16 protein-coding genes and 1 pseudogene are annotated in these 18,380 nt (G+C 34.1%); 13 read left to right on the forward strand and 4 right to left on the reverse strand.

The genetic code is table 11. The features are described from left to right. Positions 1–15: 15 nt before the first annotated feature. Both EKQ63_RS12780 and EKQ63_RS12785 read left to right on the forward strand, forming a co-directional pair. Complete coding sequence (locus tag EKQ63_RS12780) at positions 16–906, forward strand: NAD(P)-dependent oxidoreductase (RefSeq protein ID WP_087952461.1); 891 nt, start codon at positions 16–18, stop codon at positions 904–906. 36 nt (positions 907–942) lie between these two features. Continuing rightward, positions 943–2,403 carry a CoA-acylating methylmalonate-semialdehyde dehydrogenase gene (locus tag EKQ63_RS12785; RefSeq protein ID WP_048552453.1) on the forward strand — a complete coding sequence of 487 codons (1,461 nt, stop codon included), beginning with the start codon at positions 943–945 and terminating at the stop codon, positions 2,401–2,403. 70 nt (positions 2,404–2,473) lie between these two features. Here the strand turns inward: EKQ63_RS12785 and EKQ63_RS12790 are convergent. Together EKQ63_RS12790 and EKQ63_RS12795 are read right to left on the reverse strand one after the other, a co-directional pair. Beyond that, a pseudogene (locus EKQ63_RS12790) lies at positions 2,474–3,104 on the reverse strand (LysE family translocator). Positions 3,105–3,298: 194 nt separating this feature from the next. Beyond that, the gene (locus EKQ63_RS12795) at positions 3,299–4,354 is read right to left on the reverse strand and encodes an enoyl-CoA hydratase/isomerase family protein (RefSeq protein WP_143881093.1); all 1,056 of its coding nucleotides are present in this window, start codon (positions 4,352–4,354) and stop codon (positions 3,299–3,301) included. A 316-nt stretch (positions 4,355–4,670) separates the two neighbouring features. On the opposite strand from EKQ63_RS12795, the gene EKQ63_RS12800 reads away from it, so the two are divergent. The 4 genes from EKQ63_RS12800 (at position 4,671) to EKQ63_RS12815 (ending at position 9,610) form a co-directional block, all read left to right on the forward strand. Further along, a complete protein-coding gene (locus EKQ63_RS12800) occupies positions 4,671–4,928 on the forward strand; it encodes a hypothetical protein (RefSeq protein ID WP_001145041.1) in 258 nt (85 codons plus the stop codon). A 183-nt stretch (positions 4,929–5,111) separates the two neighbouring features. Then, the gene (locus EKQ63_RS12805; RefSeq protein WP_087952464.1) at positions 5,112–5,351 is read left to right on the forward strand and encodes a DUF2584 family protein; all 240 of its coding nucleotides are present in this window, start codon (positions 5,112–5,114) and stop codon (positions 5,349–5,351) included. Positions 5,352–5,366: 15 nt separating this feature from the next. Further along, positions 5,367–6,524 carry an exonuclease SbcCD subunit D gene (locus EKQ63_RS12810; protein WP_087952465.1) on the forward strand — a complete coding sequence of 386 codons (1,158 nt, stop codon included), beginning with the start codon at positions 5,367–5,369 and terminating at the stop codon, positions 6,522–6,524. After that, positions 6,521–9,610 (forward strand): AAA family ATPase, encoded by a 3,090-nt coding sequence (locus EKQ63_RS12815; protein WP_143881094.1) that lies wholly within the window; start codon positions 6,521–6,523, stop codon positions 9,608–9,610. The genes EKQ63_RS12810 and EKQ63_RS12815 overlap by 4 nt, the downstream gene beginning before the upstream one ends. Positions 9,611–9,727: 117 nt before the next feature. Here EKQ63_RS12815 and EKQ63_RS29890 read toward each other — a convergent pair whose 3' ends face one another. Then, positions 9,728–9,901: a hypothetical protein gene (locus EKQ63_RS29890; protein ID WP_001142748.1), complete on the reverse strand. Its 174-nt coding sequence runs from the start codon at positions 9,899–9,901 to the stop codon at positions 9,728–9,730. Between the two features lie 330 nt (positions 9,902–10,231). Here EKQ63_RS29890 and EKQ63_RS12820 point away from each other — a divergent pair, with 330 nt between their 5' ends. Further along, entirely contained in the window at positions 10,232–10,531 is a 300-nt protein-coding gene (locus EKQ63_RS12820) for an ArsR/SmtB family transcription factor (RefSeq protein ID WP_000214794.1), read from the forward strand. A gap of 116 nt (positions 10,532–10,647) precedes the next feature. Here the strand turns inward: EKQ63_RS12820 and EKQ63_RS12825 are convergent, their stop codons facing one another. Next, positions 10,648–10,833 carry a YkvS family protein gene (locus EKQ63_RS12825; protein WP_000646791.1) on the reverse strand — a complete coding sequence of 62 codons (186 nt, stop codon included), beginning with the start codon at positions 10,831–10,833 and terminating at the stop codon, positions 10,648–10,650. A 494-nt stretch (positions 10,834–11,327) separates the two neighbouring features. On the opposite strand from EKQ63_RS12825, the gene EKQ63_RS12830 reads away from it, so the two are divergent. The 6 genes from EKQ63_RS12830 (at position 11,328) to EKQ63_RS12860 (ending at position 18,368) form a co-directional block, all read left to right on the forward strand. After that, entirely contained in the window at positions 11,328–11,645 is a 318-nt protein-coding gene (locus EKQ63_RS12830) for a hypothetical protein (RefSeq protein WP_071724911.1), read from the forward strand. A 347-nt stretch (positions 11,646–11,992) separates the two neighbouring features. After that, the gene (locus tag EKQ63_RS12835) at positions 11,993–13,195 is read left to right on the forward strand and encodes an L-lactate MFS transporter (protein ID WP_087952468.1); all 1,203 of its coding nucleotides are present in this window, start codon (positions 11,993–11,995) and stop codon (positions 13,193–13,195) included. 622 nt (positions 13,196–13,817) lie between these two features. Further along, positions 13,818–14,594: a 2,3-dihydro-2,3-dihydroxybenzoate dehydrogenase gene (gene dhbA / locus EKQ63_RS12845; RefSeq protein ID WP_087952469.1), complete on the forward strand. Its 777-nt coding sequence runs from the start codon at positions 13,818–13,820 to the stop codon at positions 14,592–14,594. Positions 14,595–14,620: 26 nt separating this feature from the next. Then, entirely contained in the window at positions 14,621–15,820 is a 1,200-nt protein-coding gene (gene dhbC / locus EKQ63_RS12850; RefSeq protein WP_088327872.1) for an isochorismate synthase DhbC, read from the forward strand. 13 nt (positions 15,821–15,833) lie between these two features. Beyond that, positions 15,834–17,450 (forward strand): (2,3-dihydroxybenzoyl)adenylate synthase, encoded by a 1,617-nt coding sequence (locus EKQ63_RS12855; RefSeq protein ID WP_087952471.1) that lies wholly within the window; start codon positions 15,834–15,836, stop codon positions 17,448–17,450. Positions 17,451–17,474: 24 nt separating this feature from the next. Continuing rightward, complete coding sequence (locus EKQ63_RS12860; protein WP_143881095.1) at positions 17,475–18,368, forward strand: isochorismatase family protein; 894 nt, start codon at positions 17,475–17,477, stop codon at positions 18,366–18,368. Positions 18,369–18,380 lie beyond the last annotated feature (12 nt).

Here is an 18,380-nt window from a genome sequence, read left to right on the forward strand (position 1 = left end):
TAGGAGGAAAGCGATATGAAAAAGATTGGTTTTATCGGTTTAGGTAACATGGGTCTTCCGATGTCTAAAAATTTAGTTAAATCAAATTACACAGTATATGGTGTGGATTTAAATAAAGATGCTGAAGCTTCCTTTGAAAAAGAAGGAGGAATTATTGGCTTATCAATCTTAAAACTAGCAGAAACATGCGATGTAATTTTTACAAGTTTACCTTCACCTCGGGCTGTTGAAGCAGTATATTTTGGAGAAGAAGGATTATTTGAAAATAGTCACTCGAATATAGTTTTAATAGATACAAGTACTGTATCTCCACAGTTAAACAAACAGTTAGAGGAAGCTGCAAAGGAAAAGAAAGTAGACTTTTTAGCAGCACCTGTTAGTGGTGGGGTAATTGGAGCTGAAAACCGTACATTAACGTTTATGGTTGGTGGATCAAAAGAGGTATATGAGAAAGCGGAATCTATCATGGCTGTACTAGGTGCGAACATTTTCCATGTTAGTGAGCAAATTGATAGTGGTACAACAGTTAAATTAATTAATAACCTATTAATTGGTTTTTATACAGCTGGTGTGAGTGAAGCCTTAACATTAGCGAAAAAGAACAATATGGATTTAGATAAAATGTTTGATATTTTAAATGTAAGTTATGGTCAGAGTAGAATTTATGAGCGCAATTATAAAAGTTTCATTGCATCAGAAAACTATGAGCCAGGTTTTACTGTGAATTTACTAAAGAAAGATTTGGGGTTTGCAGTAGATTTAGCGAAAGAAAGTGAACTTCACTTACCAGTAAGCGAAATGCTATTAAACGTATATGAAGAAGCAAGTGAAGCTGGGTATGGTGAAAACGATATGGCTGCTTTATATAAGAAAGTTAGTGAACAATTAATTTCTAATCACAAATAATAGACTTATAAACATCATAAAAAAGGAGAGAATATAATGATTACAACTGAAATTAAACGAGTAAAAAATCATATTAATGGTGAGTGGGTAGAATCTACTGGTACAGAAGTAGAAGCAGTTCCAAATCCGGCGACTGGAAAAATTATCGCTTACGTTCCGCTATCTCCGAAAGAAGATGTTGAAAAAGCTGTTGAAGCGGCAAAAGCAGCATACGAAACATGGTCTAAAGTACCAGTTCCGAATCGTTCAAGACAATTGTATAAATATTTACAGCTTTTACAAGAAAACAAAGAAGAACTTGCAAAAATCATTACGCTCGAAAATGGTAAAACATTAACGGATGCAACTGGTGAAGTGCAACGTGGTATTGAAGCGGTAGAACTTGCGACGTCAGCACCAAATTTAATGATGGGACAAGCACTTCCGAATATTGCTAGCGGCATTGATGGATCGATTTGGCGCTATCCAATTGGAGTTGTTGCTGGTATTACACCGTTTAACTTCCCAATGATGATTCCATTATGGATGTTCCCACTTGCAATTGCTTGCGGTAATACATTTGTATTAAAAACATCTGAAAGAACGCCACTTTTAGCAGAGCGACTTGTAGAGTTATTCTATGAAGCTGGCTTCCCGAAAGGCGTATTAAATTTAGTGCAAGGCGGAAAAGATGTTGTAAATAGCATTTTAGAAAATAAAGATATTCAAGCTGTTTCGTTCGTTGGATCTGAGCCGGTAGCTCGTTACGTATATGAAACAGGTACAAAACATGGAAAACGTGTACAAGCGTTAGCTGGTGCAAAAAACCATGCGATTGTTATGCCAGATTGCAATCTTGAGAAAACGGTACAAGGTGTAATTGGATCCGCATTTGCAAGTAGTGGAGAGCGCTGCATGGCTTGTTCAGTAGTAGCAGTAGTTGATGACATTGCAGATGAATTCATCGACGTACTAGTAGCAGAGACGAAGAAGTTAAAAGTAGGTGATGGTTTCCACGAAGATAATTATGTTGGACCATTAATTCGTGAATCTCATAAAGAGCGTGTATTAGGCTATATTAACAGCGGTGTAGCAGATGGAGCTACTTTATTAGTAGATGGTCGTAAAATTAAGGAAGAAGTTGGAGAAGGTTACTTTGTAGGTGCGACAATCTTTGATGGGGTAAATCAAGAAATGAAAATTTGGCAAGATGAGATTTTTGCTCCAGTATTAAGTATTGTGCGTGTTAAAGATTTAGAAGAAGGTATTAAACTAACAAATCAATCTAAATTTGCAAATGGTGCGGTTATTTATACATCAAACGGTAAACATGCACAAACGTTCCGTGATAACATCGATGCGGGTATGATCGGTGTAAACGTAAACGTTCCAGCACCAATGGCATTCTTCGCATTCGCTGGAAATAAAGCTTCATTCTTTGGTGATTTAGGTACAAATGGTACAGATGGCGTTCAATTTTATACACGTAAAAAAGTTGTAACTGAGCGCTGGTTTTAATATAAAGTAGACAGCTAAATCAGTTATTAAATGAAAACCACCACTATTCATAGTGGTGGTTTTCTTCTTGTTAATTGCTTTTTTCAAAGGCTAGTTTAATACCAAAACCAATTAAGACCATTCCCGTTAACCCTTGAATATAACGTTGGGTCTTCGGTTTTTTCATAAAAGCACTAATTTTATCAATTAAAAATATATAAAAAGCGAACCATATAACTGTTAAAACTAGGTAAGTAAGGCCCATTATGAGAAGTTGGATAAACGTATTATGATTTGGATTTAAAAATTGCGGTAAAAAGGTTAAAAAGAAGACTGCAATTTTAGGGTTTAATAAATTTGTAAGAAACCCTTGGCGAAAACAAGAAGAATGCTCGTTTTCATTATTCAATGATATATCATTCATAGCAACGTCTTCTTTATTTCTTACTGCTAAAAGGGCTTTAATACCGATATAAATTAAATATAGAGCTCCAACGTACTTGAAAATAGAAAATAAAAGAGCTGACTTTACAATAAGTGCGGAAAGTCCGATTACTGCTGCTAAAGTATGAATCAATAGTGCAACACATGTACCGAACACTGTTTTCACCCCGCCTACCTTACCAGCAACTAATGTGTTTTTCGTAGCCATTGCAGTATCAGGACCTGGCAAAATAATAAGACATAGACATAATGATGAAAAGAAAATAATTTTCAATCATAGTCGCTCCTCCTTCTTTATTTTTAGAATATTTGATTAAAAATAGTGTAGCACACATTTTGATTTAATAAAATTAAATTTTATTAAAAATTATTAAATAGGAAAAAGGCTACATCGTCGCGTAATTACACGACGATATAGCCTCAGGTTTATCCCGTATGAATGGGGATGTTCCCCATTTATTAAATTTTCACTTTATGCGTTAAGTAAGTTAAAGAATCTATTTACATCTTCTTCTGAAACATCACTTAACTGTTTATATTTATAATTCGGATTTTGGTCTTTATCAACGACAACGGATCGTACTCCTTCAAAGAAATCTTCATGTCTCATGAAGTTTTTAGCAAGTACAAGGTCAGTAGCGAAACATTCTTCAACGGACTTATCTTGTCCATCAATAAACTGTTTTAATGTTACTTTTAGTGAAATAGGAGATTTTGATAATAACGTTTCTATCGTTTTTAAAGCAAAGGAACTTTGATCTTTCTCTAATGAATGAATAATTTCTTCGATTGTATCGAATGCAAAATGTGAATTAATTTCTTCTAATAAAGGGGCAAGCTCGCTTTCTAATTTTGGAGCAGTTGCAAATGTACGAATGACTTCTTTTAAATGAGTATGTACATCATCTTCTTTTTTCCAATTTACACTTTCCAGTTCAGTAAGGAAATTTGGTAATGAATCAGATTCCATAAAATAATCAGCAGCGTTTATAAATAATACATCAGAAGCTTTTAAAATAGATGCTGTTAAAGCGACATAGCGGCCAGCAAACCCTGGAGCTTTATTTAAGAAATAAGCAGCACCGACGTCTGGAAAGAAGCCAATATTCATCTCAGGCATTGCCCATTTCGTACGCTCAGTTACAATTCGATATTTTGCACCATTTGTAAGACCGACACCACCACCCATTACAATTCCATCTAAACAAGCGATAATCGGTTTTTTATATTGATAAATATATGTATCAATTTCATACTCTTCTTCAAAAAAACGTTCCGCATGTTGCAATGCAGCTTCATTTGAACGTGCTTCATAAAGAGTTTTAATGTCGCCACCTGCACAAAAACCTTTTGTGCCAGCTCCTTTTAATACGATAAGCGCAATTCGCTCATCATTTTCCCACTCTTTCAGTTTTTGCCCAATTGGTTGCAACATGTCATAAGATAAAGAATTAAGTGCTTTTGGGCGGTTTAAAGTAATTGATGCAACGCCGTTTTCACTAACAGAAAATAAAACGTGTTCAGTCATAATTCATCCTCCCTTACATATCTTCTTATTCTTAATTCTTGATACGTACTGAAATGTCCTTTATAAATTTTGTCTAAAGTTGGCGGTACATGTTAATTTGTCCACTGCATATTTTGACGAGTTATATTTGCAGGATTTTCGAGGTTGAAAATGAATATTACAACATTACTGTAATTGTAATTATTTGAAGTGAACATGATAAACACGCTATTATATATGTGTAAATTGTACATGATCACTTCGAAAAGAGTATTTGAAGTGATTATAATGAAAGAAAAATTGCTTTTCATTAGAAATAGAGAAAGGAGAAATCGGAATGCCAGTACCTTTACTATTGTCGGTGATTATTTTGTCTTCTTTAATGATAGGGATAACGCAGTATTTTCATCATACAGATACGACAGAGGAAGTGAAGGATAAGGTACGACTTGTATTTCCGATTTTTATCATATCTATTTCTTTTTGCATTCTATTAAATAAGGATGGGTATATTGTCGCAGTATTTTCATTTTTTGTAGCGATTGTTTTCATTACAGTTTTATATTATGTAATGAAAGAGTTTATCCAAAAATAAAGATGTCACATGAGACATTTTTATTTTTGGAACGAATAAAATTTCACATACCGTATTGTATATGAAAATAAAAAACATATAGCAATAGAAAAGTATGTACTTTACCTTGTATTTACTTGTCAATCTTGCATAGCCAATATACTATTAATAGTGTAGAGATTAGAAAAAGGGGTTGTATCTATCATGAAATTTGAGATGCACACAAAAATTATTTCAAATGAAAATGAAGTAAGATTACATATAGAAGAAAACATATTTCAATTAAAATTGGATGGTTACCACTTATTTGCAGTTCAAGAAATATTACCTTTATATAAATCAAATGAAGAAAAAATCGGTAGTGCAATGATACAAAAGTTAGAATGGGAGAACGGAAAAACTACAATAAACTATCAACTTGTATCACTAAATTCAGTAAATTAAAAGGAGCAGGAAACCATGAAGTTATTTCATACAGCGGATTGGCATCTAGGAAAGCTTGTTCATGGCGTATATATGACTGAAGATCAAAAGATTGTATTAGATCAGTTTGTACAAGCCGTTGAAGAAGAAAAACCAGATGCCGTAATTATTGCAGGGGATTTATATGATCGAGCAATTCCACCTACGGAAGCAGTAGACTTATTAAATGATGTACTACAAAAAATAGTGATTGATTTACAAACGCCAGTTATTGCAGTTGCTGGGAACCATGATAGTCCAGATCGTATTCATTTTGGAAGTAGTTTAATGAAGAAACAAGGATTATTTATTGTAGGGCAATTTCAATTTCCTTATGAACCAATTATTTTAAATGATGAATATGGGGAGGTTCACTTCCATCTCATTCCATATGCGGATCCAAGTATAGTTAGACATGTATTGAAAAACGAAGACGTACGTTCTCATGATGATGCGATGCGTATTTTTATGAATGAGCTATCTGAAACGATGGATAAAGAAGCTAGACATGTATTTGTTGGTCATGCATTTGTAACTTCTGCTGGAGAAGCGGAAGAGAATACAAGTGATGCTGAACGACCGCTTTCCATTGGTGGTGCTGAATACGTAAATAGTCATTATTTTGATAAATTTCATTACACAGCGCTTGGACATTTACATCAAGCGCATTTCGTACGTAATGAGACAATTCGATATTCCGGTTCGCCACTTGCCTATTCTATTTCTGAAGAAAAACATAAAAAAGGATATTATATTGTGGAGCTGAACGAGCAAGGTGAAGCAACAATTGAAAAAAGGTTACTTACACCACGCCGTAAAATGCGAACAGTAGAAGCGAAAATAGATGAATTGTTACAACATCCAGTAAGTGAAGATTACGTGTTTGTAAAATTATTAGATGAAAATCCTGTCTTGCAGCCAATGGAAAAAATACGCTCTGTTTATCCAAATGCAATGCATGTTGAAAGAGCCATTCAAAGACGAGAGTTCACTGAGTCAAATGAAGTAACTGTTTCCAGACATAAAATGGATGATTTATCATTATTAAAGGCTTTTTATAAAGAAATGAAAGGCTTAGATTTATCAGAAGAGAAAGAACGTCTATTTGTAGAAGTATTACAAACAGTGCAGGAACGGGAAGGTGAACGAGGATGAGACCGATTCAGCTTATTATGACGGCATTTGGCCCATATAAACAGAAAGAAGTAATTGATTTTGACGATTTGGGAGAGCATCGTATTTTCGCCATTTCTGGGAACACGGGCGCTGGAAAGACAACGATTTTTGATGCGATTTGTTATGTGTTATATGGTGAAGCAAGCGGAGAAGAACGAAGTGATACGAGCATGCTCCGCAGCCAATTTGCTGATGATAATGTGTATACAAGCGTAGAACTAACCTTTCAATTAAAAGGGAAACGTTATGAAATAAAACGACAACTGGGACATAAAAAACAAGGGAACAAGACGATTACGGGACATGCAGTAGAATTATATGAAGTAATTGATGAAGAGAAGGTTCCAGCTGTTGATCGTTTCCATGTAACGGATGTAAATAAAAAAGTAGAAGATTTAATTGGTTTAAGTAAACATCAATTTAGTCAAATTGTTATGTTACCGCAAGGGGAATTCCGAAAACTATTAACATCTGAGACCGAAAACAAAGAAGAAATTTTGCGTCGTATTTTTAAAACAGATCGTTATAAGTTAATGCGTGAGTTACTTGATCAAAAACGAAAACAATGGAAAGACGTCTTACAAGAAAAACAGAAAGAGCGAGAGCTATATTTTCGTAATGTTTTTAAATTACCAATCCGAGATGGAGCATTATTAGAGACATTAGTGGAACAAGAGCATGTAAATACACATCAAGTAGTAGAAGCATTAGAACAAGAAACAGCTGTGTATAAGGCAGAGGTTGAGCAATTACAAGTAGAACAAGATGTTCAAACGAAGCAATTAAAGGATGCTGAAACACGTTTTCATGTAGCGAAGTCTGTAAATGAGAAATTTATAGATTTACAACAAAAGAATGAGAAATATAATATTTTACAAGAAAAACGTTCAGTAATTGAAATGAAAGAAATATCTTTTAAGCGTGCGGAACAAGCGAAGCGCTTATTACCATTTGAACAATGGCACGAAGAAGCGATGGAAAATGAGCAGAAAGCTGAAAGTTTGTTAAAACAAATTATCGCTAAAAAAGAAAATATAATGAATAATTTTGAACTTGCTCAGGAGAAATATGAAGTAGTAAAGAATAAAGAACCTGAAAGAGAAGATGCAAAAAAACTCGTTCAAAGATTAGAAGAGTTACAACCGATTATTGCATCATTAGCTGAGAAACAGTTGAATTTACAAAAGGCAGAAATTCAAGTTGGGAAATTAAAAGAAGGTATGCACAACTTAGAGCGACAATTAGACGCGCATACAAATCAAAAACAGCTAATGTCTGATGAATTGCAACAATTAGAACGAGCGCTTGAGCAATATGTAGATAAAGTAGAAGAACTAACGAATATGCGAGAAGATGCAAAAGTTTTAAAGCAAGCATATGATGTATGGCAAGAAAAACAAAAATTCGAGCAAGAAAAAGAAACTGCATTTACTAAGATGCAAGAAGCAGTTCGCGCATATGAGAATATGGAACGTCGCTGGTTAAATGAACAAGCTGGTATATTGGCTCTTCATCTACATGATGGTGAATCTTGTCCAGTATGTGGCAGCACGAACCATCCGAAAAAAGCTACAGAGCAAAGTGATGCGATCGATGAAAAAGAGTTAAATGATTTAAGAGACAAGAAGAATATTGCCGAAAAATTACATGTGCAAGTAGAGGAGAAATGGAATTTCTATCGACTACAATATGAACAAGTTATAGAAGAAGTTTTAAAGCGCGGCTATAACTCGGAAGAATTAGCTGAAACATATAGTGCACTTGTTCAAAAAGGAAAACAATTAGCAACTGAAGTGAATACGTTAAAAGCAAGTGAAGAAACGCGTAAGCAAACAGCTGTGAAAATAAAAAGCATAGAAGAAAAAGTAGATGCACTTCAGAAGCAAAAGCGTGAGGTAGAAACAGAGCAGCACCGTATAGAAATGGATTGTATGCAGCTTCGTACGTCATATGAACATGATAAGAAAAATATTCCTGAAAACTTACAAACAGTACAAGCTTGGAAAGTTCAATTTGACCAAGCTATGCATGAACTCAAATTAATGGAAGACGAATGGAAGAAAGTGCAGGAAGCGTATCAACATTGGCAAAATGAACATATACGTATTCAAGCAGAGCAGGAAAGTGCTTCTACTCAATTTGAAAGTGCAAAATCGAAGAAAGAAGAGACTTTCACGCGCTTTATGAAAGAGCTTGAGCAGAGCGGATTTACAGATCAATCTACGTATAAAGAAGCTAAATTAAGTGATGCTGAGATGGAAATGATACAAAAAGAAATTCAAAGCTATTATTCATCTCTTGAAGTACTTGCGAAACAAATTGAAGAGTTACAGGGTGAATTAAAAGATAAAGAGTATATGGATATTACAGCGTTAGGTGAACATATAAAAGATCTAGAAATTAACCTTGATATCATTAAAGAAAAACGTCAACGTGCGCAAAATGCTGTCGCATATATTTCTGATTTACATGAAAATATTAGACGTATTGATGAACAAATTCATGAAGAAGAAAAAGCATTCCAAGAACTTGTTGATTTATATGAAGTAATGAAAGGTGATAACGAAAGCCGTATTTCATTTGAACGTTACATCTTGATTGAGTATTTAGAACAAATTGTTCAAATCGCAAATGAGCGATTACGTAAATTATCAAATGGACAATTTTATTTAAAACGAAGTGAACGAGTTGAAAAGAGAAATCGTCAAAGTGGATTAGGTCTAGATGTATACGACGCATACACAGGCCAAACACGCGATGTAAAAACTCTATCTGGCGGCGAGAAATTTAATGCATCGCTTTGCTTAGCGCTCGGAATGGCAGACGTCATTCAAGCATATGAAGGTGGTATATCCATCGAAACGATGTTTATCGATGAAGGTTTTGGTTCATTAGATGAGGAATCATTAACAAAAGCTGTAGATGCATTAATTGACTTACAAAAATCAGGCCGATTTATCGGTGTCATTTCACACGTTCAAGAGCTGAAAAACGCAATGCCAGCTGTATTAGAAGTAACGAAGCAGAAGGATGGGTGTAGTCAGACTCGTTTTGTGGTGAAGTAAGTTTAAGTGTAATTCAAAGTATTATTTGTGATTTTCTAGTAAAGAACTTATGATAAAATAAATGCCGCCTCTTTTTAGAGACGGCATTTATTTGTTATTCAAAATTAAATAATTCACTTACGAGTTATCTGTAGAAGGCGGTGTATTTTCCAATCGATTATAAGTTTTAAAGGCCGAAATTGCCGAGATAACACCACCGACTAAAAATAAAGCTGATCCACCGACCAAAATGATACGACTGACATACGTTTCGCGCGCTTCTTCAACTTCTTCTTGTAACATTGTTGGCATTTGAAATCCCCCTTAACAACATTTATTTTGTAGATAGTATATACAAACGCCTAAAATATGTTAAAATCACTGGATAGTGTTAGGAGGAAGTATGTAGTTAGATGTGAATTGTTTGAAAAATCTTCATTACAAATTTATGCGAACTTCACATAGAGCACATATTAACATTGTATTATGTATATGTACCAAATAAATAAAGTGAATTGAATGTATTTCTGTTTTTAAAAATTTAAAATTCTATTATTTTTATATAAAGGTTTCACATCGGAGTTTTAAATATTTTGGAAATAGATCTAAATAAAAGGAATTCATATAAAAGGGGAATGTCTTATGACAACATATACGAGTGAAATGAAAAAAACTTTAGTTTCAGAAGAAGATGTAGATATTTTAAAAATTATGGCGCATCCAATCCGACTGCAAATTGTAAATGAATTAAGTACAAGAAAAACTTGTAATGTAACACAATTAACAGAGTTACTGAATATTCCACAATCTACTGTTTCACAACATTTATCAAAAATGAAGGGTAAAGTGTTACGAGCAGAGAGAAGAGGTTTAGAAATTTATTATCATATTAACAATTTAAAAGCGAGTAAGATTGTTAATGTTTTAGGATATATAAACTAATGAAGTATTTTCATATAAAATAGCCGCTGCTGGTAAGCAGGGGCTATTTTGTGTTGCTTTATTCCGCATTAGCTTTCCGTAAACGCCCGGTTGGTGCAACTGATTAAAACTGCATTTTATGTATTCGTATTTAAAATCTTATAGTTTTTATGATTTACAATTGTTCGATCAAATTCAAAAGTACCACCGCTTACATTTGTAATTTCAACTAAGACCGATTCAGTATAAAGTTTTAGTACAGATCCTGTAATCTTTAAATTATTTCGTTGAAAAAGTATAGTATCCCCTACGTTTGCTTTCATAGTACCTCCTCATTAAAGACAGAAATATTTTTTATTATATATATTAAACGTATAGAGTACTCCTATGTTAAAAGTTATATTTTATTTAACTTTATTATATGCAAAGTAAAGTGTTTCAGTATTAGCGAAACAATATTCTATGTAAATACTGCAGCGAAACAAATTATTCAAAAGACAGATACTATGTAGCCTAAAACGAAAAGTAGATAAGTAAAGTTTTTTTCAGTAGTACAAGAAAAAATATACATTTATTAATTAGATCTCTTTTTAATAAAATTCCAATTAAAAATATAGAAAAACTTTAATATAAAAAGGTGATCAATTATAAATGGAGAAGTAATATATATGAAAGGAGAGATTTATATGAATAAAGGGAAAAAACAAGTTAGTCAACTTAGTTTTCTAGTGAATTTTTTGAACGACAAGGGGAGTTTTGTAAAAATTTAATAGTATTATAGTATCCCCTTGTAAAAAAATGGTGGGGGAATATATAAATGATAACAGAAATGAATATTAAAGTAGTTTGTGAAGAATCGTTTTCAAAAAGAGAAATAAAAATTTTAGAGACGTTTCTTTCAACTTTATCGGGGCATTCTAACGCTCTTGTTACAAAAGAGGGAATGTTTTTAAACCCTTTAAGTAAAGAGAAGAGTGTGATTTATTATCACAACTTCGTATTTGTAAAATCACTAACAGAAGAAATGGGTGCAGAATTAAAAGAAGTTTTAACAAAACGTATTAAAAATGCTTTCATTATGATGGAATTTGTAGAGCCAATTGTTACATTTGAAGAAACTATTATAAACGTATAAAGAAAGTCAGGCTTATGAATTGAACTAATAAAACCGTCTCTTTAATAAATATTAAAGAGACGGTTTTATTGTTTCGCTTTTTAAAAAAGGGTTCAAAAACAAATATAAATCGAACTTATACAAAACAATATAAATAACAGTTACGTATTTAAAAAATAGTTTTTTGTATTTCGTCCTTCATTTTCTGTAACTGACTCTATATTTTTGACGCTCTATCATGTAAGTGCTTACATGATCAGAAACATCTTATACAATGAGGGTGTTAAATCAAAAGAGGTGACCAAAATGAACATTAAAAAAGTAAATTTAGCGAATAGCATTGAAATAGAAAGAGGAGGCGGAAAGGTATGAAAAAATCAACTGTTAATCCATGGCTTGTTGTCCTTGGCACAGTCATAGTACAAATGGGTCTTGGAACGATATATACATGGAGCTTATTCAATCAGCCTTTAGTTAGTAAATACGGATGGGGTCTTAACGCAGTTGCGATAACTTTTTCAATTACTAGTCTTTCCTTAGCATTTTCAACTTTATTTGCGAGTAAATTACAAGAAAAATGGGGACTTCGTAAACTTATTATGATAGCTGGACTAGCATTAGGGCTAGGATTAATACTTAGTTCACAAGCTTCCTCATTAATATTACTTTATGTACTAGCAGGAGTTGTTGTAGGGTATGCAGATGGTACAGCATATATCACTTCATTATCCAATTTAATAAAGTGGTTTCCAGAGCGTAAAGGTTTAATTGCTGGAATTTCTGTCTCTGCATATGGTTCAGGTAGCTTAATCTTTAAATACGTTAACGCACAGTTAATTGAATCAGTTGGTGTATCACAAGCATTTATATACTGGGGTTTAATTGTTACAGCTATGATTGTCCTTGGAGCTTGTTTAATCCATCAAGCTGCTGATCAAGGTGCAGTTCAAGAAACAAAAACTCATGAATATACAACAAAAGAAATGTTAGGTACAAAACAAGTATACTTATTATTTATTATGTTATTTACATCATGCATGAGTGGCTTATACTTAATTGGTATGGTAAAAGACATTGGTGTTCAACTTGTAGGACTTAGCGCAGCAACAGCTGCTAATGCGGTCGCTATGGTTGCAATCTTTAATACATTAGGTCGTATTATTCTAGGGCCGTTATCAGATAAAATTGGCCGTTTAAAAATCGTTACTGGCACTTTTGTTGTTATGGCGAGTTCAGTGTTAGTTCTAAGTTTCGTAGATTTAAATTACAGTATCTATTTCGTATGTGTAGCAAGTGTAGCGTTTTGCTTTGGTGGAAATATTACTATTTTCCCAGCTATTGTTGGTGATTTCTTCGGTATGAAAAACCATAGTAAGAATTACGGAATTGTATACCAAGGATTTGGATTCGGAGCGCTTGCAGGTTCCTTTATAGGTGCACTTCTAGGTGGATTCAAACCAACCTTCATGGTGATTGGCGTATTATGTGTCGTGTCATTCATTATCGCAATTTTAATTCAAGCACCTAAACAGAAAAAAGAACAAGAAGAAGAGTATCGCAGCGTAGCATAAGTATATAAATCTTCTATAACACTATGATCACGAAAAAGCATCCTGTTAAATAGGGTGCTTTTTTTGAATTATTTTAAGGGGGTTATATAATTTTTTAGGTTTTTTGAGACAAAAAAGTGAATGAAATTGTTATTTGGATTATATTGGAATATAAAAATGGAATATTATATTCGAAATACATATTAAATCTTAAATTATTAACAAGACATACATTGATATTTGCAAGATATATTTTCAGAAAAATATTGAGAAAGTATATATTTGAATTTTTCATAAAGCATTATAAATAAACGTATCTAAAGTTTATCTTTTTCAATTTTAAAATGAGGAGTTTGGATTTTATTTATAATATAAGTACTTTTAATGCGTTTAGATAAGATTTTAGTAGGATGATCTAAAATGTTTTATCTGAAAAATAAAAATAGGTTGACAAGTTTATTGAGAAAGATTATCATTTCGGTGTAAGAATATTAAATGAAAAACATTATCAATGAATAATATTTTGATGAAAAGTACACTTGACCAATTAGTTTAGTAAGTGTATTATTTTTTACATTGATAATGATAATCATTATCGAAATTTGTTTAATTAGATTAATTTTTAAATGAAAGGATAGAGGAAATGAACTTAGGGGAATTTGATGGAAAAACGGTTTTAGTAACAGGTGCAGCCCAAGGTATAGGTAGTGTTGTTGCCAAAATGTTTTTAGAAAGAGGAGCTACAGTTATTGCGGTTGATCAAAATGAAGAGGGGTTAAACGTTCTCTTAAATGAAAATGAATTACGTATGAAAACATTTCGTTTAGATGTGAGTGATAGTACCGCTGTTGAAGATATGGTAAACGGTATTGAAAATGATATAGCGCCGATAGATATATTAGTTAATGTTGCAGGGGTTTTACGTATGGGAGCGATTCACTCTTTAAGTGATGAAGATTGGAATAAAACATTCTCTGTAAATACTACAGGAGTTTTCTATATGTCCCGAGCGGTAAGTAAACGTATGATGCAAAGAAAGTCAGGGGCAATTGTTACAGTTGGTTCAAATGCAGCAAACACCCCGAGAATGGATATGGCAGCGTATGCGGCATCCAAAGCTGCAACGACGATGTTTATGAAGTGTTTAGGATTAGAACTTGCGGCATATAACATTCGCTGTAACTTAGTTTCTCCAGGTTCAACTGAAACTGAAATGCAAAGGTTACTATGGGCTGATGAGAATGGAGCAAAAAATATCATTGCTGGTTCTCAAAGTACATATAGACTCGGTATACCATTACAAAAAATTGCACAGCCTTCAGAAGTTGCCGAAGCGGTATTGTTTTTAGCTTCAGATAAAGCAAGCCACATTACAATGCACAATTTATGTATCGATGGCGGAGCTACATTAGGAGTGTAATAAAAAATTCAGGGGGTTACGATACTATGAATGAATTTACGGCTGTAAAGGAACTGTCAGAAAAACTTTTAGAAGATTATAAGACTGAATCTTCATTTTTTTTCGCTTCACCTACTCGAACGATATTGACAGAAGGAGAGTTTACTACAGTAAAGCATCGTGAAATTGAAAGTTTTCCAGAACTTGTACAAGCAGTATTACGTAATGCAAAACAAGCTGGAAATCCGAATCCTATCGTTGTCGGTGCTTTGCCATTTGATCGTAGAAAAGAAGTTCAACTTATCGTACCAGAATATAGCAGAATTTCTGATCGTTTACAATTGGATACAACAAATCAGCTTAAAACAAATGAGAAATTAACATTTGAAATGATGCCTGTACCAGATCCTGAAGTGTATATGAATGGTGTGCAGCAAGGAATTGAAAAAATACAAGACGGAGATTTTAAAAAAATCGTTCTATCCAGATCGTTAGATGTTAAATCTTCCGAAAAGATTAATAAGCAAAAACTTCTTCGAGAATTAGCAGAGCATAATAAGCATGGTTATACATTTGCTGTTAATTTACCGAAAGATGAAAACGAGAATAATAAGACATTAATTGGAGCAAGTCCTGAGTTACTCGTTTCACGTAATAGTATGCAAGTTATTTCTAATCCGTTAGCTGGTTCAAGACCACGTAGTGATGATCCAGTTGAAGATAAAAGAAGAGCAGAGGAATTACTTTCTTCTCCAAAAGATTTACATGAACATGCGGTAGTAGTAGAAGCGGTAGCTGCTGCGCTTCGTCCATACTGTCACACATTACATGTTCCAGAAAAACCATCCGTTATTCATAGTGAAGCGATGTGGCATTTGTCTACGGAAGTGAAAGGTGAACTAAAGGATCCGAATACTACTTCTTTGGAATTAGCAATTGCACTTCATCCTACGCCAGCAGTTTGCGGGACGCCTATGGAAGAAGCGAGAGAGGCGATTCAAAAAATTGAGCCATTTGACCGTGAATTTTTTACAGGAATGCTAGGTTGGAGCGATTTAAATGGAGATGGTGAATGGATTGTTACAATTCGCTGTGCTGAAGTGCAAGAAAATACCCTTCGATTATTTGCAGGAGCGGGAGTTGTGGCTGAGTCAAAACCAGAAGATGAGTTAGCAGAAACGTCAGCTAAATTTCAAACGATGCTGAAAGCTTTGGGGTTAAATGATAGTTCGTTGAATGAAAAATAGGGGGGAAAAAAGAATGCTAACAGGTTATATAAAATGGCCAAAAGAATTTGCCGATCGCTATCGAGAAGAAGGGTGTTGGCTTGGGGAAACATTTGGCGGCGTGTTAAGAGAGCGTGCTGAAAAATATGGAGATCAAATTGCAGTTGTAAGTGGAAATACGCATATAACGTATAGTGAGCTTGATAAAAAAGTAGATCGCTTAGCGTCAGGTTTACTGAATTTAGGAATAAAGCAAGATGATCGAGTTGTAATCCAACTACCTAACGTTATCGAGTTTTTTGAAATATGTTTTGCGCTATTTCGAATTGGAGCACTTCCTGTCTTTGCACTTCCTTCACATCGTAGTAGTGAAATTAGTTATTTTTGTGAGTTTGGTGAGGCGAGTGCTTACGTTATTTCAGATAAGGCTCTCGGTTTTGATTATCGAAAACTAGCAAGAGAAGTGAAAGAGAAAGTACCAACTTTACAACAAGTCATTGTAGTGGGAGAAGAAGAAGAATTTGTGAACATAAGTGATTTATATATAGATCCCGTTCCATTACCAGAAGTTCAGCCAAGTGATGTTGCGTTTCTCCAATTATCAGGAGGGACAACAGGACTTTCTAAATTAATTCCTCGAACGCATGATGATTATATTTATAGTTTACGTGTTAGCGCTGAAATTTGTAATTTGAATGCAGAAAGCGTCTATATGGCAGTTCTTCCAGTAGCACATAATTACCCGATGAGCTCTCCTGGAACATTTGGAACTTTCTATGCGGGTGGAAAAGTAGTGCTGGCAACTGGAGGTAGTCCAGATGAGGCATTTGCACTTATTGAAAAAGAAAAAGTTACGATTACTGCTCTCGTACCGCCATTAGCAATGATATGGCTTGATGCTGCATCTTCACGTAATAACGATTTATCGAGTCTAGAAGTGATTCAAGTAGGTGGTGCGAAATTTAGTGCTGAAGTTGCAAAACGTATACGCCCTACATTTGGATGTACATTACAGCAAGTATTCGGTATGGCGGAAGGATTAGTGAACTATACAAGATTAGACGATCCGGAAGAAATTATTATTTATACACAAGGTAGACCAATGTCTGCACTCGATGAAGTACGAGTTGTTGATGAAAATGACAACGATGTACAACCTGGCGAAGTAGGTAGTTTATTAACACGAGGTCCATATACAATTCGTGGTTACTATAAAGCCGAAGAGCATAATGCACGATCATTTACAAAGGATGGGTTTTATCGCACAGGTGATCTTGTAAAAGTAAATGAACAAGGATACATCATTGTAGAAGGAAGAGATAAAGATCAAATTAACCGTGGTGGTGAGAAAGTTGCTGCGGAAGAAGTTGAAAATCATCTATTAGCACACGATGCGGTCCATGACGTAGCAATTGTATCTATGCCTGACGATTATTTAGGTGAACGCACCTGTGCTTTTGTTATAGCTCGTGGACAAGTTCCGGCAGTAAGTGAATTAAAAATATTTTTAAGAGAACGTGGTATAGCGGCTTATAAAATTCCAGATCGAATTGAATTTATTGAATCATTCCCGCAAACAGGAGTCGGAAAAGTCAGCAAAAAAGAACTACGTAAAGTCATTGCTGAAAAACTTATTACAGTAAAACAATAATAAAAACCGGAAGGAAGTGATTAGATGGCTATTCCATCTATTTCAGTATATAAAATGCCAATTGAATCAGAACTACCAAAAAATAAAGTGAATTGGACACCAGACCCGAAACGTGCAGTACTTTTAATTCATGACATGCAAGAATATTTTCTTGATGCATATAGCGATAAAGAATCACCAAAAGTAGAACTTATTTCAAATATTAAAATGATAAGAGAAAAATGTAAGGAACTTGGTATACCAGTTGTTTATACAGCACAACCTGGTGGGCAAACGTTAGAACAACGAGGTTTATTACAAGACTTTTGGGGTGACGGTATTCCTGCTGGACCAGATAAAAAGAAAATTGTTGATGAACTTACTCCTGATGAGGATGATATATTCCTAACAAAATGGAGATATAGTGCATTTAAAAAGACAAATCTATTAGAAATTTTAAATGAACAAGGAAAAGATCAACTCATTATTTGCGGTATTTATGCGCATATTGGCTGTCTTTTAACAGCTTGTGAAGCATTTATGGATGGTATAGAGCCGTTCTTTGTAGCAGATGCAGTTGCTGATTTTTCACTAGAGCATCATAAACAAGCATTGGAGTATGCATCTAATAGATGTGCAGTAACGACATCAACAAACCTACTGTTAAACAATTTAAAAAGTGTAAAAGGTGATGAGAGTGAAGGGATCACTATACAGGAAGTGCATGAATTAGTTGCACAACTACTTCGTGAGCCAATAGAGAGTATTGGTATTGATGAGGACTTATTAATTAGAGGGCTTGATTCGGTCAGAATTATGAGTTTAGTAGAGAAGTGGCGTCGTGAAGGGAAAGAAATCACTTTTGCAGATTTAGCAGAACGTCCAACTGTTGCGGGTTGGTACAGTTTACTATCTTCACAAACAGCACAGGTGCTGTAACAAATAGACTAC

Origin of the sequence: Bacillus sp. BD59S (assembly GCF_007363175.1) — a bacterium.
GTDB classification, from domain to species: Bacteria; Bacillota; Bacilli; order Bacillales; family Bacillaceae_G; genus Bacillus_A; species Bacillus_A pacificus.

Bases quoted from the DNA above. Each gene is read 5' to 3' on its own strand.
- EKQ63_RS12815 (WP_143881094.1), top strand. From the start codon at position 6,521: ATGAGACCGATTCAGCTTATTATGACGGCATTTGGCCCATATAAACAG.
- EKQ63_RS12805 (WP_087952464.1), top strand. From the start codon at position 5,112: ATGAAATTTGAGATGCACACAAAAATTATTTCAAATGAAAATGAAGTA.
- EKQ63_RS12860 (WP_143881095.1), top strand. From the start codon at position 17,475: ATGGCTATTCCATCTATTTCAGTATATAAAATGCCAATTGAATCAGAA.
- EKQ63_RS12830 (WP_071724911.1), top strand. From the start codon at position 11,328: ATGATAACAGAAATGAATATTAAAGTAGTTTGTGAAGAATCGTTTTCA.
- EKQ63_RS12810 (WP_087952465.1), top strand. From the start codon at position 5,367: ATGAAGTTATTTCATACAGCGGATTGGCATCTAGGAAAGCTTGTTCAT.
- EKQ63_RS12780 (WP_087952461.1), top strand. From the start codon at position 16: ATGAAAAAGATTGGTTTTATCGGTTTAGGTAACATGGGTCTTCCGATG.
- EKQ63_RS12800 (WP_001145041.1), top strand. From the start codon at position 4,671: ATGCCAGTACCTTTACTATTGTCGGTGATTATTTTGTCTTCTTTAATG.
- EKQ63_RS29890 (WP_001142748.1), bottom strand. From the start codon at position 9,901: ATGCCAACAATGTTACAAGAAGAAGTTGAAGAAGCGCGCGAAACGTAT.
- dhbA (WP_087952469.1), top strand. From the start codon at position 13,818: ATGAACTTAGGGGAATTTGATGGAAAAACGGTTTTAGTAACAGGTGCA.
- EKQ63_RS12785 (WP_048552453.1), top strand. From the start codon at position 943: ATGATTACAACTGAAATTAAACGAGTAAAAAATCATATTAATGGTGAG.
- EKQ63_RS12855 (WP_087952471.1), top strand. From the start codon at position 15,834: ATGCTAACAGGTTATATAAAATGGCCAAAAGAATTTGCCGATCGCTAT.
- EKQ63_RS12820 (WP_000214794.1), top strand. From the start codon at position 10,232: ATGACAACATATACGAGTGAAATGAAAAAAACTTTAGTTTCAGAAGAA.
- EKQ63_RS12795 (WP_143881093.1), bottom strand. From the start codon at position 4,354: ATGACTGAACACGTTTTATTTTCTGTTAGTGAAAACGGCGTTGCATCA.
- EKQ63_RS12825 (WP_000646791.1), bottom strand. From the start codon at position 10,833: ATGAAAGCAAACGTAGGGGATACTATACTTTTTCAACGAAATAATTTA.
- EKQ63_RS12835 (WP_087952468.1), top strand. From the start codon at position 11,993: ATGAAAAAATCAACTGTTAATCCATGGCTTGTTGTCCTTGGCACAGTC.
- dhbC (WP_088327872.1), top strand. From the start codon at position 14,621: ATGAATGAATTTACGGCTGTAAAGGAACTGTCAGAAAAACTTTTAGAA.